Origin of the sequence: Cupriavidus sp. DB3, from assembly GCF_020418465.1 — a bacterium.
In the GTDB taxonomy this organism is placed as follows: Bacteria; Pseudomonadota; Gammaproteobacteria; order Burkholderiales; family Burkholderiaceae; genus Cupriavidus; species Cupriavidus cauae.
The window spans coordinates 985,120-999,122 of sequence record NZ_JAIZPL010000001.1 but is presented as its reverse complement, the minus strand read 5'-3'; the positions used below and the strand labels follow the sequence as shown (position 1 = coordinate 999,122).

The window sequence follows — 14,003 nt, the reverse complement described above, 5'->3', positions numbered from 1 at the left end:
AGCGCCAGTGCATTCGCGTCGCCGGACCGCCGGCGGCAAACGCTGCTGGCACTGATGGCCCTGGTGGCCGCGCCGCTCGCCACCGGGCCCGCATGGGCCAGCGATACATGGCCGTCGCGGCCGATCCGGCTGGTGGTCGCGTCCTCGGCCGGCAGCGGCACCGACCTGTTCGCGCGCGTGATCGCCGAACGGCTGGGCAAGCGGCTGGGGCAGACCGTGGTGGTGGACAACAAGCCCGGCGCGACCGGCATCATCGGCGTCGATGCCGTGGCCAAGGCCGCGCCCGATGGCTATACGCTGCTGTTCACCTATGCGGCGTCGATCGTTATCAACCATACGCTGCAGCCGAAGCTGCCCTACGACGCGCTGCGCGATCTGGCGCCGGTGGCCCAGGTGGGCGAGGGCGGCAACTTCCTGGTGGTCACACCGGATTTCCCCGCACGCAATCTGCGCGAGTTCGTCGCGGCCGTGAAGGCCAGGCCCGATGCCTATGACTACGGCTCCTGGGGCATCGGCTCGGGCGGACACCTGACCATGGAGGCGCTGAAGATGCAGGCCGGCCTGCGCATGCGCCACGTCCCTTACAAGGCGGTCGGACAGGTGCTGAACGATCTGCAGGGCGGCATGATCAAGGTGGCCTTCGTCGATACCTCGTCGTCGCTGCCGCTGATCCGCTCCGGCAAGATCCGCGCGCTGGCGATCAGCGGCAGCCGCCGCGGCGCCGTATCGCCCGAGGTGCCAACCATGCGCGAGCAGGGCTATCCATTCGATACCAACAGCTGGTACGGCCTGTTTGCGCCCGCCGGCACGCCCGCGCCGATCGTCAAGCGGCTCAACGCCGAGATCAACGGCATGCTGGGCGACCCGCAGATCCGCGAGCGCTTCGCGCTGATGAACATGGCCAATCCGCGGGCAAAGACCAGCGAGGCGTTCGCGGCGACGATCCGCGATGACATCAAGGTATGGGGCGAGATCATCCGGGCCAATGGGGTGACGGTGGACTGAATCCGCACGCATGGGGCGGGCATGTGTCCGGGTATGTGTCCGGGCGTGTGTCCGGGTATGTGTCTTGCGTCCGCCATGGGAGGGGGCGCAGCGCCACGCTGTCGCGGCGTGCTGCAGGCCCGACCCGCTACCCATTGCAAACGGAGATGCGCATGAAGGACAAATCTTCAGGGATTCCGAACCCCGTGGCCCCGCAGTCCGTCGAGTCGCTGACACCGGAGAAGGGCCCGCTGTCGCAGGAACGTGGGCAGAACCCGGCCGCCCAGGCCGATACGCTACCGTCGGAAAGCAACCCGGCCGGTAGCGCCAAGCAGGCGGAACAGGGCAGGCAGGGCAAGGAAAGCCAACAGGGCCAGCAGGGCCAGCAGGGCCAGCAGGGCCAGCAGGGCGGCAAGCCCGGCGCAAAACCCGTCGACAAGCCCGCCCCCACCCCGAACGAGGTGATGAACGAGCAGGTATCGCCGCCGGATGAACAAGGCGACCGAATGCAGTCGGATCGGCCGCATATCGGCGGGTGAGGCCGAGCTTCGTACGGCGGTGCCTGGCGGCACCTGCTTCTGATGCCAGGCCAGCCATTGGCTGGCGACACCGAGGCGCTCGCCGGAGTGAGCAGTAAAGTAGGATAAAGCCCAGTTATCCTACTTTGCTGCTCATTTTTTTGACGTCGAGTGAGCAATAAAGTATGATTTTTCGAGAATATACTACTTTAGTACCATGCGATCATTGCCTGACATCGCCGCGCTGCTCCGAACCCGCATGAAGGCGCTCTCGCTGACGCAGAGCGAGCTCGGGGCGCGGACCGGTCTGTCGCGCCGCACGGTTACCTCCATGCTGAGCGGAGAAGATGACTATAAAGTCACGACATTGCTCGCTGTGCTCGATCGCCTTGGCTACGAACTGGCCATCGTGCCGAAGGGCGCGGCAGCCGGCCTGGCTCAGGACGGCGCGTTCACGCCGACAGCGCCCGCGGTCAAGACTCGTGTGCAGGCGGCGCGGGAGCGTCTTGCGGCGCGCAAGACGGAAGCTGACAAGTCCTAGGCAGGCAATTCATGAACGTCAAAGCAGTCGGTATCTTCATCGGCAAGGTTCGGGCAGGCGTGCTGTTCCAGTACGCGCTCGGCGATGCTCAGGTCGTCAATCGCTTCGTGGCCGACGAGGCATTTGCCGCCATGCGCGATGCGCCGGTGGTTTCCCTGTCGATGCTGGCCCGCGAACGCGAAGCGCAGCGGGCGCTGTGGGCCGACGTCGGCTCAACGTTATTCAACGGACGCTTCAGCCCTTCCAATGGCTGGCTGCTGCCCGCGTTCTTCCAGAACCTGCTGCCCGAAGGCGTTTTCCGCGATCATGTCGCCGCGCAGCGTGGTTGCGACCCGAAGGACCATTTCGAGATGCTCGCGGCCTGCGGCAAGGATTTGCCGGGCAACGTCCACGCGCGGCCTCTTGAACTGACGCGCGACGAGCTGGCTCACTATGTCACGCAGGATGCCGACTCGGTCGAAATGTCGGTGACCGCCGACCCGATGGACGACGGCGTCTCGCTGTCAGGGGTGCAGCCGAAGGTGGGCGTCATCCGGCAGGGCGGGCGATATGTGGGCCGGACCAAGATGCAGGACACCCACATCATCGCCAAGCTGCCGGTAGTCGGGCAGCCGCTGTTGCCCGAGCTGGAGGAACTGTCGCTGCGGCTTGCCGGCGCAGCCGGAGTCAATGTCACCGAAGCGCACCTGGCCCCGTTGGAGGCCCTGGCGGTGGAGCATGGTTACGATCTTGGCGATGCCGACAGCCGCACCAATTTCCTCGCTGTGATTCGCTATGACCGCACGCCGCAAGGGCGGATTCATTGCGAAGACTTCGCGCAGATTCTCGAAGTCATGCCAGAGCAGAAGTACCTTGGCGCAAGCTATCTCGATGTGGCGGGCGTGATGATGGAATTCCCGTCGCTCGGCGAGTCGGCCGTGCATGAACTGCTGCGGCGCATCGTCGTCAACGAGATGCTGGGCAATCCCGACATGCACTTGAAGAACATTGGCATCTACTATCCCGACGGTCGCACGCCGGAATTGCCGCCGGCCTACGACATCGTCGGCTATTCCGCGTACAACCGCCGTACCGGGCATGCGCTGCACATCCTGCCTCCCGCTCTGAACGAGAAGCCGCGCATGTCGGTGAGCGACGCGCGGCAGGGCAAGGCTGCCAAGCCAGGCATTGGGCCGGCCGTTCTCCGGCGATTCTGCGCCGAGCTGGGCATCCCGGAGAAGCCGGCAGCGGCGGCGATCCGTCATACCGTTGCGGCAGCGGCGGCTCGCTGGCCAGCCATGATCCAGGATTCGCTGCTGACGGATCCGCAGAAGACAAGGTTGCTGGAGCATTTCCAGGGTCACCCGCTGGTCCAGTCCCTGATGCGGCGGCACGAGCCTTCGCAGGTTTGACGCGCCGTACCGCCGCGCCGCCGGCATGGCTCGCTCAAACCGCGGTATGCCCCCCATCCGCCATCACCAGCGCCCCGGTGACGAAGCTGGCCTTGTCCGACGCCAGGAAGGCGATCACCTCGGCGATTTCCTCGGGCTGGGCCGCGCGCCCGAGCAGGTTGTTCTTGCCGTGCTCGGCCAGGAACTCGCGGCCGTTGGGCATCTGGTCGTCCAGAATGCCGGTCACGATATCGCCCGGACCCACCGCATTGACGTGGATGCCATGCTGGCCGTTTTCCGCCGCCAGTACCCGTGTCAGCTGTGCCACCGCGCCCTTGGACGCCGCATAGGCCCCGATGGTCGGCAGCGCGACCACGCTGGCGTAGGAGCCGACGTTGACGATGACGCCGCGCTGGGCCGGGATCATCGCGCGCAGCGCTTCGCGGGCATGCACGAACATGCCGCGCGCGTTGATCGCGAGGATCTGGTCCCATTCGTCGACGGTCATCTCGGCGACCGTGCGGTTGATGATGCGGGCCGCGTTATTGACCAGGATGTCGAGCCGGCCGAAGCGCGCCATCGCCGTGTCCACGGCCGCGCGTGCGGTGGCTTCCTGCGACACGTCGCCGGTGAGGGCAACGATCTCGCCGTCGATCTCCAGTTCGGTGACCGCGTCCTTGATGTCCTCGGCCACCACGCGCGCGCCGCGGCGGTGGAGCAGTTCGACGGTCGCGCGTCCTACGCCGCCCGCCGCGCCGGTCACGATGGCGACGCGGCCTTCCAGGTCGCGCTGGTCTTGCTGTGCAGTCATGATTGGTACTCCGTACAGTGAAGGTGGGATGATTCGCGACGGCGCGCGTTCGATGCGGCATTTCCCCGGGAAAACGCCGCTCGGCGCTCGATGCCATCGCTTGCCATCACTGTACGAAGGCGGGGCGCGCAAGCCCATGCCGAATACTCGGGCGGGCTTGCCTGATTCTCTTGACCCGCGGCGCGGGCCCTCCGCCGCGGCCGTTCAGTTGCGGCCTTCAGTTGCGACCGCTCAATTGCACCGTTCAATGGCACCGTTCAATGGCACCGTGCAATTGCGACCGCTCAATTGCGACCGTTCCGCTGCGCGCGAACGCCGCAGGCGCTGCCGGCGCTGCGAGCGCCGCAGCCGCCGGGCGCAAGCGCTCAGGCGGCGCGCGCCCAATCCACGCGCGTGCGCAGCGCCATCGCTTCCTTCATCACGCGGGCCTCGTCGATCGGGCTGCGGCCGAAGAACCGCTTGAATTCCCGGCTGAACTGCGACGGGCTTTCATAGCCGACGCGGCTGGCCGCCACGGACGCATTCATGCCCTGCTGGATCATCAGCATGCGGGCCTTGTGCAGCCGCGTGGCCTTGATGTACTGCAGCGGCGAGGTGCCAGTGACCGACTTGAAGGCCGCGTGGAAGGCCGCCACGCTCATCGCCGCCGCGCTGGCGAGCGTGTCGACCGACAGCGGTTGGTCGTAGCCGGCATGGATCATTCGCAGCGCCTTGCCGATGCGGCCGAAGTTGCTCTGGTAGGCGAGCGACGCGCGCAGCGCCGCGCCCTGGGGGCCGCATAGCACGCGGAAATAGATTTCGCGCAGGATCGCTGGGCCCAGCACCGCGGCCTCCATGTCCGAGGTCAGCGCTTCGAGCAGGCGTACCACGGCGTCGCCGAGCCGGTCGTCGAGCGGCGTCGACTGGATGCCTGCTACCTCGGCGGGTCTCGCGTCCTCGGGTTCCGGCGCCGGCGCCGCACCAGACCGGGACGCCAACTCCAACGCCGATCCGGACCCCGATGCCGGCACCGATGTCGATGCCGACGCCGATGCCGATGCCGATGCCGATGCCGATGCCGATGCCGACGCCGACGCCGACGCCGACGCCGACGCTGCGGGTGTCCCCAACCCCGATGATGCCAACGCCGATGCCGGCACGGACAACGCCAGCTCGGCCAGCACACCCAGGTCCACGCGGATCGAGATCGCCAGCATCGGGTCCTCCGGCGAGGCCTCGGTCTGCGACTCGAAGGGAATCGGCAGCGACAGCACCAGGAAATGCTGGGCGTCGTAGACGAACTCGCGCCCCGCGAAGAACCCCCGCTTGCGCCCGCTGCACAGCACGATGATGCAGGGATCGTAGAGCACCGGCGTGCGCGGCAGCGGGCCGTTGGCACGCAGGAACTTGACCGCGTCGAGCGCGGACATCGTATATCCCTCCGCCGGCGCGAGGCGGCCGATCAGTGCGGCCATGCGTTCTTCACGCTGGCGGCGGGCATGCTCGGGCTCGTGTGGTCGTGGCGACGTTGGCATTGGATCGAAGGGGATGGACATGGTCGTCAGAAGCGGTGGCCAGGCAGGCGCGGGATGAAGGCGTCGAATCGCTCTACGCCCGCTGCATCATCGTGCTGTGCAGTTAGCGCAGGCGCCATTTGGAGGCCAGGAACAGGGGCAAGGCCGGTATGCGCGCAAGTGTAGCGCGCGGACAAGGGCCCGCGGGAGCGCAGGACGGCGCCAACGCACCGCTCTGGAGAATCAGGCAAGCGCTGCCGAGTTTTGGTCTAACGGGCGCCCGCGCACGCTGCCTACCATGGCCGCATGTCGTCGCCGTGCGCCATTGCGGTACACCGGCAAGGCCGACAGTCCATCGATCCACACTTCGGGAGTTCAGCATGAACAGGACCTGGTTCATTACCGGCGCGGCGCGCGGCATCGGCGCGTGCATCGCCAGGGCGGCACTGGATGCCGGCGACAACGTCGTCGCGACCGGACGCGATCCGCTGCGCATCGAGCAGGCATTGCCGGGGCACGGCGAGCGTCTGCTGGCCTTGCGCCTCGACGTCACCGACCCGGCGCAGGCGCGCGACGCGGTGGACCGCGCCGTGGCGACCTTCGGCCGCATCGACGTGCTGGTCAATAACGCGGGCTACGGCCAGCTGGGCATGTTCGAGGAGAACAGCGCCGACGATGTACTGAAGCAGTTCGACACCAACGTCCACGGCACCCTGCACGTGACCCGCGCGGTGCTGCCCGTGATGCGGCGCCAGCGCGCCGGCCGCATCTTCAATCTGTCGTCGATCGGCGGCATGGTCGGCTTCGAAGGCGCGTCGATCTACTGCGCGGCCAAGTTCGCGGTCGAGGGCTTCTCCGAGTCGCTGGCGCTGGAGGTGGCGCGCTTCGGCATCCAGGTCACCATCGTGCAGCCGGGCTTCTTCCGCACCGATTTCCTCGACGGCTCGTCGGTACGCTACGGGGCCGAGGCCATTCCCGACTACGTGTCGGCATCGGCGGCATTGCGCGGCGGCTATGACGACTACAGCCACCGGCAGCCTGGCGACCCGGACAAGCTGGCGCGGGCCATCGTCGAGCTGGCCGCCGTGCCGCAGGCGCCGTTGCGCTTCGCGGCCGGCACCGATGCGCTCGGCTATATCGGTGGCAAGCTCGATGCCGCGCGCGCCGAGCTCGAGCAATGGAAGGCGCTGTCGGCCTCGACCGATCATGCGGCCCAGGCGGCGTAGGGACGGCGCTTGCGGCCTCGACCGATCATGCTGCCCACGCCCAGGCGGCGTGGCGATGCGGGGTGACGTGGTGCGGCCGCCTCGACGACGCAGCGATCGCCAACGCAGCGATCACCAACGCACCGATCACCAACGCACCGATCACCAACGCACCGATCACCAACGCACGGCCCACGCGCCCCGAGCACGAACGAACGCCCCTCTCCCGCGAGCAGGAGAGGGGCCGAGGAGAGAGGGGGAAGGGTTGCCGGCGGGTCCGCCAGCGTTCAGGGCTTGCTGCGGAACTTACTGCGGTGCGCTTGCGCCGGTGCGCGTATCGGTGCTGCCGCCCGAGCCCGCGGCGGCGCCGGTGCCCGTGCCCGTACCCGTCGAGCCAGCAGTGCCGGTACCCGTGGTGCCGGTGGCGCCGGTGGTGCCCGATCCGGCGGTGCCGGTGGTGGTGTCGGCCGAGCCAGTGGTGCCCGTGGTGCCGCTGGTGCCGGTCGAACCGGTGGTGCCAGTGCCAGTGCCGGTGGTACCCGTGCCCGTGCCGGTACCCGCGCTGCCGGTGGTGTCGCTCGGGACGGGGCCCATCGGCGCGCTTGCCGCGCTGCTGTCGGTAGTGGCGGCATCGTCGCCGCCGCGGTTACAGCCGGCCACCAGGCCGCCCAGCATGGCGACGCTCAAGGTTGCAACGGAAATCCAGTTTCGCTTCGTCATGGTATGGCTCCTATAGTCATCCCCCATCGGACGAAGGCAACGGCCGTACCAGGGGCGCGGATGCGCCATATCAGGTGATCCCGGCGTGGTCTTGCCACGCTTCTTGCATCGACTGCGGTTTTTCGAGGAGCGCAGCGATGACGAAACCCTTCACGCCCATGCGGCGCACGCTTTTGAAAGCCCTCGGGGCCGGGTTGCCGGCCGGAGCCGCCGCAACGGGACTGGTCGGCGATAGTGCGCTGGCGGCGCCGCCGGGCCCCGCCAGCGCGGCGGCGGCCAATCCGGGTGGCGTGTCCCATTTTTTCAATGCGCGCGAAAGAATTACCGTGGATGCCATCGTTTCCCGGTTGATTCCGAACGACGAACTGGGGCCGGGCGCACGAGAGGCGGGCGTGACCGATTTTCTCGATCGGCAGCTGGCTGGGGCCTGGGGCGGCGGGGACCATTTCTATCGTCATGGACCCTTCCAGGCCGGCACACCGGAGCAGGGCTATCAGCTCGCGCTGACGCCCGCGCAGGCCTTTCGTACGGGTTTGGCCGCGATCGACGAGGTCAGCGCGAAGCGGCATGGCGGCAAGCCGTTTTCGCAGTTGCAGCCGCGTGAACAGGATGCCTTGCTGACGGCGCTGGAGAAGGGCGAGATCGAACTGGGCACGCTGCCCGGCAAGGTCTTCTTCCAGATGCTGCTCGACGGCACCATGGAGGGCTTCTTCGGCGATCCGATCCATGGCGGCAATCGCAATATGGCGGGCTGGAAGCTGGTCGGTTTCCCCGGCGTCTATGCCAGCTACTCCAACGATATCGAGCGCCATGGCGTGGCCTATGTGCGGCCGCCGATGTCGATCGCGATGGCGCGCGCCGCCGGGCATGGGACCATGCACGGCGCCGGTCATGGCGGCTCGCACGCATCGTCGCCGGCAAAGGGCGCATCGGCACCGAAGGGAGGGCGGCCATGAGCAAGACCCTCGATCGTGTCGATGCCGTGATCGTCGGCGGCGGCTGGACGGGTTCGGTCATCGGCAAGGAACTGGCCGCCGCCGGACATCGCGTGGTGATGCTCGAACGCGGCGAGCCGCGGTGGCCCTCTCCGGACTTCCAGGCGCCGACGGTGCATGACGAACTGCGCTATACGCGGCGGCACGCGCTGCATCAGAACACCGCCACCGAGACCTTCACCTTCCGCAACAACACCAGCCAGACCGCCCTGCCGATGCGGCGCTGGCAGTTCGCCTACCCGGGCACGCACCTGGGCGGCTCGGGCAATCACTGGTCCGGCGCCTACTATCGTTTCGATCCGACCGACTTCAAGCTGCGCAGCCATTACGAGCGCCGCTACGGCAAGGGCATCTTCGCGGCGGACCTGACCGCGCAGGACTGGCCTTTGAGCTACGACGAGCTCGAGCCGTACTACGACCGCTTCGACTATCTGATCGGCGCCTCGGGCTATGCCGGCAACCTGAAGGGCAAGGTGCAGCCGGGCGGCAATCCTTTCGAGCCGTGGCGCTCGCGGCCGTATCCGAATCCGCCGATGAAGGTCGCGCACGCCTCGGCGCTGTTCGGCGAGGCGGCCGCCAAGCTGGGCTATCACCCCTATATCCAGCCCTCGGCGCTGTCGACGCGGCCCTATGTCAATACCGAAGGGCTGCCGATGAGCGCCTGCGTCTACTGCGGATTCTGCTCGAACTTCGGCTGCGAGCATTTCGCCAAGGCCTCCCCGCAGGTCTGCATCCTGCCGGCCGCGATGAAGCTCGATACCTTCGCGCTGCGCACCGGGGCGCAGGTGCTGCGCGTCGAGCTCGACAAGGACCGCAAGCTCGCGCGCGGCGTCACCTATGTCGATGGCAGCGGGCAGGAGTTCTTCCAGCCCGCCGACATGGTGTTCCTGTGCGCGTTCAGCGTGCACAACGTGCGGCTGTTGTTGCTGTCGGGCATCGGCAAGCCCTACGACCCGGCCACGGGCCAGGGCGTGGTGGGCCGCAACTACACGCACCAGACCACCTCGGGCGTCAACCTGTTCTTCGACGAACGGACCCATATCAACCCCTTCATGGGCGCGGGCGCGGCGGCCGTGACGATCGACGATTTCAGCGCCGACAACTTCGATCACGGGCCGCTCGGTTTCGTCGGCGGCGGCTATATCCAGATCCAGGTGGTCAGCGGCGCGCCGATTGGCTACCACCCGACGCCGAAGGGCACGCCGGCCTGGGGCAGCGAATGGAAGAAGGCGGTGCGCCGCTACTACAACCATTCGGCGTCGATCACCATCACCGGCTCGGCGATGCCCACGCGCGGCGGCTATCTGTCGCTGGATCCGACCTATCGCGATGCCTGGGGACAGCCGCTGCTGCGCATCACCTACGACCTGCCGGACAATGACATCAAGCTGTCGGCGTTCCTGACCGCGAAGGGCGACCAGATCGGCAAGGCGATGCGCGGGGTAGTCGCCACCGAGCCCGGGCCGCGCCAGCGGCCATTCACCGCGACCAGCTATCAGTCGACGCACCTGAACGGCGGCGCGGCGATGGGCAGCGATCCCTCCAACAGCGTGGTCAACCGCTTCGGCCAATGCTGGGACGTGCCCAATGTGTTCGTCACCGGGGCCTGCCTGTTTCCGCAGAACTCGAACTACAACCCGACCGGAACGGTCGGCGCCACCGCGTACTGGATCGTTGACGCGGTCAAGCGCGACTACGTCAAGGCGCCAGGGAAGCTGATCACATGAACACGCCGAACGAAGTGGAAGCGGAGCGCGGCCGCGCGACGTGGTGGGTGGGCGCCATGGTGATCGGCATCGGCGCCTTTCCGCTGTATGGGCTGCTGTTCCAGGTCTGGCCCGATCTGTTTGCGCCGAGGCCGCAGCCGCGCCAGGCGTCGTCGTCCCCCGGCGCAACGGGCCAGGCTTCGGCGCCCGGCGCGGCATCGGCGCCGGCCGGCCCGGCGGCTGCGGCAAGCGAGGCGGCGGTGCGGCGCTCGACCGATTTCCTGCCGAAGGAACCGGCGTGGTCGCGGGCGTTGCTCGCGGCCAGCAAGGACGCGGGCAAGGAGGCCGGCAACAGCGAGGACAAGAACGCCGACAAGCGCGGCGCGACGATCGCCGCGAGCGGCAATGGCGCCGGGGCGATGGCCTGCGTGTCGTGCCATGCCACGGGAGGCTCCCCGGGAGCGGCGGGCGCCGCGGTGCCGGCCGGCGCGTTTCCGTCGCTGGTCGGCATGCCCGCCGAGTATCTGGCCAAGCAGCTGTTCGACTATCGCGAGGGCCGGCGCGTCGATCCGGTGATGGCGCCGATCGCCAAGGCGCTCAAGGACGACGAGGTGGCGGCGGTGGCCCGCTACTACGCGGCCCAGCCTGCACCGTCTTTGACGCTGGCCGAAGATGGCCAATCGGCGGCCCTGACGCTGCATGCGTCCGGCGACAACGGGCGCGCGCTGCCGGCCTGCGCCAATTGCCATGGCGTGGAAGGCGAGGGACAGGGCTTCCTGTTGCCGCGCCTGACGGGGCAGCCCGCGGATTATCTGGCCAAGCAGCTCGATGCGTTCCGCACCGGCAGCCGCCACAACGACGACGATGGGGCGATGCGCGGCATCGCGCAGCGGCTGGGCGAAGCGGACGCCCGCGCGCTGGCGAATTTCTACGCGCAGGGCGGGGCGCGCTAGGGCGCCGCCGGCGCGTTGCTGCGGCGCTGCCAGGGCAGCGGTCCGCAGCGAAGGTGCGGTGACGAAGGAGCGAGGGACAACGGGCGTCGTAGCGCGCGTCCGGCTGCGCGCCCGCCGCGCTCAGCCGCGCTCAGTCGCGCTCAGTCGCGCTCGGTCGCGCTCGGTCGCGCTCGGTCGCGCTCGGTCGCGCTCGGTCGCGCTCAGCCGCTGACCGACACGCCGCACGCCACGCTCCACGCGGCCGGTTCGGCGGCCTCGTTGGCAGCGTTGGCGGCATTCGCGCCGTTGGCCACATTGGCCGCGTTGGCCGCAATACCGGCGCCCGCGGCGGCGTGAATCACCCGGTTGCGTCCTTCGCGCTTGGCGCGATAGAGCGCGCGGTCGGCTTCGGCGAACAGACGCTCCCAGCTGCGGCGCGCATCGCCGGCGTGCTGCGCCAGCGCGATGCCGATGCTGACGCTGGCATGCCCGCCGATGTCTTCCGGCAGTGCGATGGCCGCGATGCGTGCCCGGATGCGCTCGGCCAGCAGCACGGCTTCCTCCTCGCCGGTGTTCGGGCACAGCAGGCAGAACTCCTCGCCGCCGAAGCGCGCCGCCACGTCGCTGGCGCGACAGGCGCGGCGCAGCGTCTCGGCGATCCGCTTCAGCACCTGGTCGCCCGCCTGATGGCCGGCGCGGTCGTTGACCTGCTTGAAGCGATCGACGTCGATCACCAGGCAGGACAGCGGCTTGCCGGTACGGGCGGCCTCGGCGGCCAGCGTCATCGCGGCGTCGTCAAGCGCGCCGCGATGGAACAGCCCGGTCAGCGAATCGAGGCGGGCGCGCGCACGCTGCTCGGCCAGCTGACGCTCCGCGCTCAGCAGCGTGAAACCGACCACGCCGGACAGCACCGCGATCAGCATCAGCAGCAGCGGCGCCTGGGCCAGCATGCCCGGCTCGTCGGGCCGCAGCGCGCTCCAGGCACCGGCCCCGCCGGCGGCCAGCGCGAGCGCCAGGCACAGCGCCTGCGCCGCCAGTTGCGCGCAGCAGGCGACCCATACCAGCGAATGGGCGATCGTATGCGAGCGGCGCTCGCGGTTGAGCAGGCGCAGCGCCTGCCAGACCACCAGCGCGGTGATCGCGTGGCCCAGCGTGCGGATCGCGCGCTCGGCCATCACGGCATCCTGCACCGTGGCGATCAGCCCGAGCAGCGCCACCGAGGCGACGCCGCCGGCCACCATCGCACGCAGATGATGCGGGGCCATCGCCATGCCGCTCGCGGCCAGGCCGCGCACCAGCATCAGTTGGGCGCCGAGGCACAGCGACTGTGCCAGTACGGCCCACAGCGGCGCCGGCGCGATCGCGCCGAGGGCCAGCGCCATGCCGCCCAGCGAGGCAAGCGCATGGGCGTCGGTCCAGCGCGCACGGTGGCCCGCTTGCGCGGCGCCATAGCGCAGGCCGATCGAGATGCCCAGCGTGCTGGCGAACAGCACCAGCAACGTCAGATAGGCAGTGGGTAAATCCGGCGACATGCAATCGTCTCCCTGTCGGCGCGCGAGCGGATCGCGACGCCAGTGGTGTAAGGCAATGCGCGCGCGGGCATGGCCGGCGCAGCGCGAATTCATGTCAGAGAGCTTGACCCGGATGACGCCGTCGACATTCCCGAAGCTGCGGTCCGTGGCATGGCTCTGTGTTGTCGGCGCCCAGATGGGCGCAGCCTGATCCCAGATGCAATCGCGGTCCCGCAGCGAGGCCGCGCATCGAGGCACGGCTTGTGTGTAGCTTTTTTGTTGATGGTGATTCTACTGATTGCGTCGAACCGCGCGTGTGCGGCATGCCACGTTTGACAATTGTTGACATTCCCTTTTTGTACCGTTCGCTAGGATTCGGCTCGTAGTTACAAGATTCATATCCGGGCCGGGGGAGCGACGACGCCGCGTCGTCGAGGCAACAAAACGGGGAAACCATGGGGAAGCAAGACGCGGCACGCAAGGGGCCGTTGACGTCGGGGGCCGGCGCCACCGGGACGCCCCCGGTGGGCGGGCTGCATGCCGCGCGCGCGGATCGCGCGGCCGCAGCCGCTGCCGATGCGCCGCGCGAACGCCTGCTGCCTCCGGCGTTCGCCACCGCCATCGTGGCCGCGGTGACGATTTGTCTCGCGCTGATGTTCCCGCGCGAGCCGCTGCGCGAGCGGCTGCTCGGCGAAGGGCTGCATGCGGGCCGCTCGATGGATGGAGCGACGCTCGACTATCTGCGGGCCTGGCTGCGTGTCTCGCCGCCCGATGCCGCGCTGGTGGCGGAGCTGGCCGAGCAATTTGCGCGCGAGGGCCGGCTGGAGGACGCCGAAACGCTGCTGGCCGGAATAGATTCCTCCGTGACCGATGAGGTCGCGCTGCCGATGCTGCGTGCACGGCTCGATGTGGCGCGCCAACGGGCCAATGCCGCCGCGGCCGACATGCCGGCCCGCCAGCGGTATCGGTCCGAGCAGCGCACGCTGCTGCGGCAGGCCGCGGCCATGCCGGCAGCGCCTTCGGACCTGATTGCCTTCGCGGCGCAGGCGCGCGCGCTCGGCGCCGACGATCTGGAAGTCGCCTTCTATCGCGCCCTCGCGTGCCCGAAGCCTGCGCACGCCGCCCTTGCCGGGCGTCGTCACCCGGTCGCCCCGGTGCGGTCCGAATGGCGTGAAGCGCGGGAGAACCCGCGGCGGGTGCGCGGTTGATGCCGCGCA

14 protein-coding genes are annotated in these 14,003 nt (G+C 68.6%); 9 read left to right on the top strand and 5 right to left on the bottom strand.

Features of this window, described 5'->3' with window-relative positions; genetic code table 11:
* Positions 1 to 54: 54 nt before the first annotated feature.
* The 4 genes from K7G19_RS04340 to K7G19_RS04325 all read left to right on the top strand — a co-directional run bounded on the left by K7G19_RS04340 (position 55) and on the right by K7G19_RS04325 (position 3,434).
* Complete coding sequence (locus K7G19_RS04340) at positions 55 to 1,005, top strand: tripartite tricarboxylate transporter substrate binding protein (RefSeq protein WP_226106322.1); 951 nt, start codon at positions 55 to 57, stop codon at positions 1,003 to 1,005.
* A 152-nt stretch (positions 1,006 to 1,157) separates the two neighbouring features.
* On the top strand, positions 1,158 to 1,523 hold the full coding sequence (locus K7G19_RS04335) for a hypothetical protein (protein ID WP_226105981.1): 366 nt from the start codon (positions 1,158 to 1,160) through the stop codon (positions 1,521 to 1,523).
* A 238-nt stretch (positions 1,524 to 1,761) separates the two neighbouring features.
* Positions 1,762 to 2,043, top strand: a complete 282-nt coding sequence (locus K7G19_RS04330; protein ID WP_187829061.1) for a helix-turn-helix domain-containing protein — start codon at positions 1,762 to 1,764, stop codon at positions 2,041 to 2,043.
* Between the two features lie 11 nt (positions 2,044 to 2,054).
* Positions 2,055 to 3,434, top strand: a complete 1,380-nt coding sequence (locus tag K7G19_RS04325; protein ID WP_149316143.1) for a type II toxin-antitoxin system HipA family toxin — start codon at positions 2,055 to 2,057, stop codon at positions 3,432 to 3,434.
* Positions 3,435 to 3,468: 34 nt separating this feature from the next.
* Here the strand turns inward: K7G19_RS04325 and K7G19_RS04320 are convergent, their stop codons facing one another.
* Both K7G19_RS04320 and K7G19_RS04315 read right to left on the bottom strand, forming a co-directional pair.
* Positions 3,469 to 4,224 carry an SDR family NAD(P)-dependent oxidoreductase gene (locus K7G19_RS04320; protein WP_226105979.1) on the bottom strand — a complete coding sequence of 252 codons (756 nt, stop codon included), beginning with the start codon at positions 4,222 to 4,224 and terminating at the stop codon, positions 3,469 to 3,471.
* A gap of 365 nt (positions 4,225 to 4,589) precedes the next feature.
* Positions 4,590 to 5,678 carry an AraC family transcriptional regulator gene (locus tag K7G19_RS04315; protein WP_226105978.1) on the bottom strand — a complete coding sequence of 363 codons (1,089 nt, stop codon included), beginning with the start codon at positions 5,676 to 5,678 and terminating at the stop codon, positions 4,590 to 4,592.
* 419 nt (positions 5,679 to 6,097) lie between these two features.
* Here K7G19_RS04315 and K7G19_RS04310 point away from each other — a divergent pair, with 419 nt between their 5' ends.
* On the top strand, positions 6,098 to 6,943 hold the full coding sequence (locus K7G19_RS04310; protein WP_226105977.1) for an oxidoreductase: 846 nt from the start codon (positions 6,098 to 6,100) through the stop codon (positions 6,941 to 6,943).
* 285 nt (positions 6,944 to 7,228) lie between these two features.
* On the opposite strand, the gene K7G19_RS04305 is transcribed toward K7G19_RS04310, so the two are convergent.
* Both K7G19_RS04305 and K7G19_RS04300 read right to left on the bottom strand, forming a co-directional pair.
* A complete protein-coding gene (locus tag K7G19_RS04305; RefSeq protein ID WP_226105976.1) occupies positions 7,229 to 7,642 on the bottom strand; it encodes a hypothetical protein in 414 nt (137 codons plus the stop codon).
* 70 nt (positions 7,643 to 7,712) lie between these two features.
* The gene (locus K7G19_RS04300; protein WP_223819729.1) at positions 7,713 to 7,979 is read right to left on the bottom strand and encodes a hypothetical protein; all 267 of its coding nucleotides are present in this window, start codon (positions 7,977 to 7,979) and stop codon (positions 7,713 to 7,715) included.
* On the opposite strand from K7G19_RS04300, the gene K7G19_RS04295 reads away from it, so the two are divergent.
* The 3 genes from K7G19_RS04295 to K7G19_RS04285 are packed head-to-tail and all read left to right on the top strand — an operon-like array spanning position 7,969 to position 11,296.
* Positions 7,969 to 8,598, top strand: a complete 630-nt coding sequence (locus tag K7G19_RS04295) for a gluconate 2-dehydrogenase subunit 3 family protein (protein ID WP_370639476.1) — start codon at positions 7,969 to 7,971, stop codon at positions 8,596 to 8,598. The two genes, K7G19_RS04300 and K7G19_RS04295, sit on opposite strands and share 11 nt — an antisense overlap.
* Complete coding sequence (locus K7G19_RS04290; protein WP_226105975.1) at positions 8,595 to 10,364, top strand: GMC family oxidoreductase; 1,770 nt, start codon at positions 8,595 to 8,597, stop codon at positions 10,362 to 10,364. The genes K7G19_RS04295 and K7G19_RS04290 overlap by 4 nt, the downstream gene beginning before the upstream one ends.
* Positions 10,361 to 11,296 carry a c-type cytochrome gene (locus K7G19_RS04285; RefSeq protein WP_226105974.1) on the top strand — a complete coding sequence of 312 codons (936 nt, stop codon included), beginning with the start codon at positions 10,361 to 10,363 and terminating at the stop codon, positions 11,294 to 11,296. Before K7G19_RS04290 ends, K7G19_RS04285 begins: the two co-directional genes overlap by 4 nt.
* Positions 11,297 to 11,496: 200 nt before the next feature.
* Here K7G19_RS04285 and K7G19_RS04280 read toward each other — a convergent pair whose 3' ends face one another.
* On the bottom strand, positions 11,497 to 12,807 hold the full coding sequence (locus tag K7G19_RS04280) for a diguanylate cyclase (RefSeq protein ID WP_187829059.1): 1,311 nt from the start codon (positions 12,805 to 12,807) through the stop codon (positions 11,497 to 11,499).
* A gap of 434 nt (positions 12,808 to 13,241) precedes the next feature.
* Here K7G19_RS04280 and K7G19_RS04275 point away from each other — a divergent pair, with 434 nt between their 5' ends.
* On the top strand, positions 13,242 to 13,994 hold the full coding sequence (locus K7G19_RS04275) for a hypothetical protein (RefSeq protein ID WP_226105973.1): 753 nt from the start codon (positions 13,242 to 13,244) through the stop codon (positions 13,992 to 13,994).
* Positions 13,995 to 14,003 lie beyond the last annotated feature (9 nt).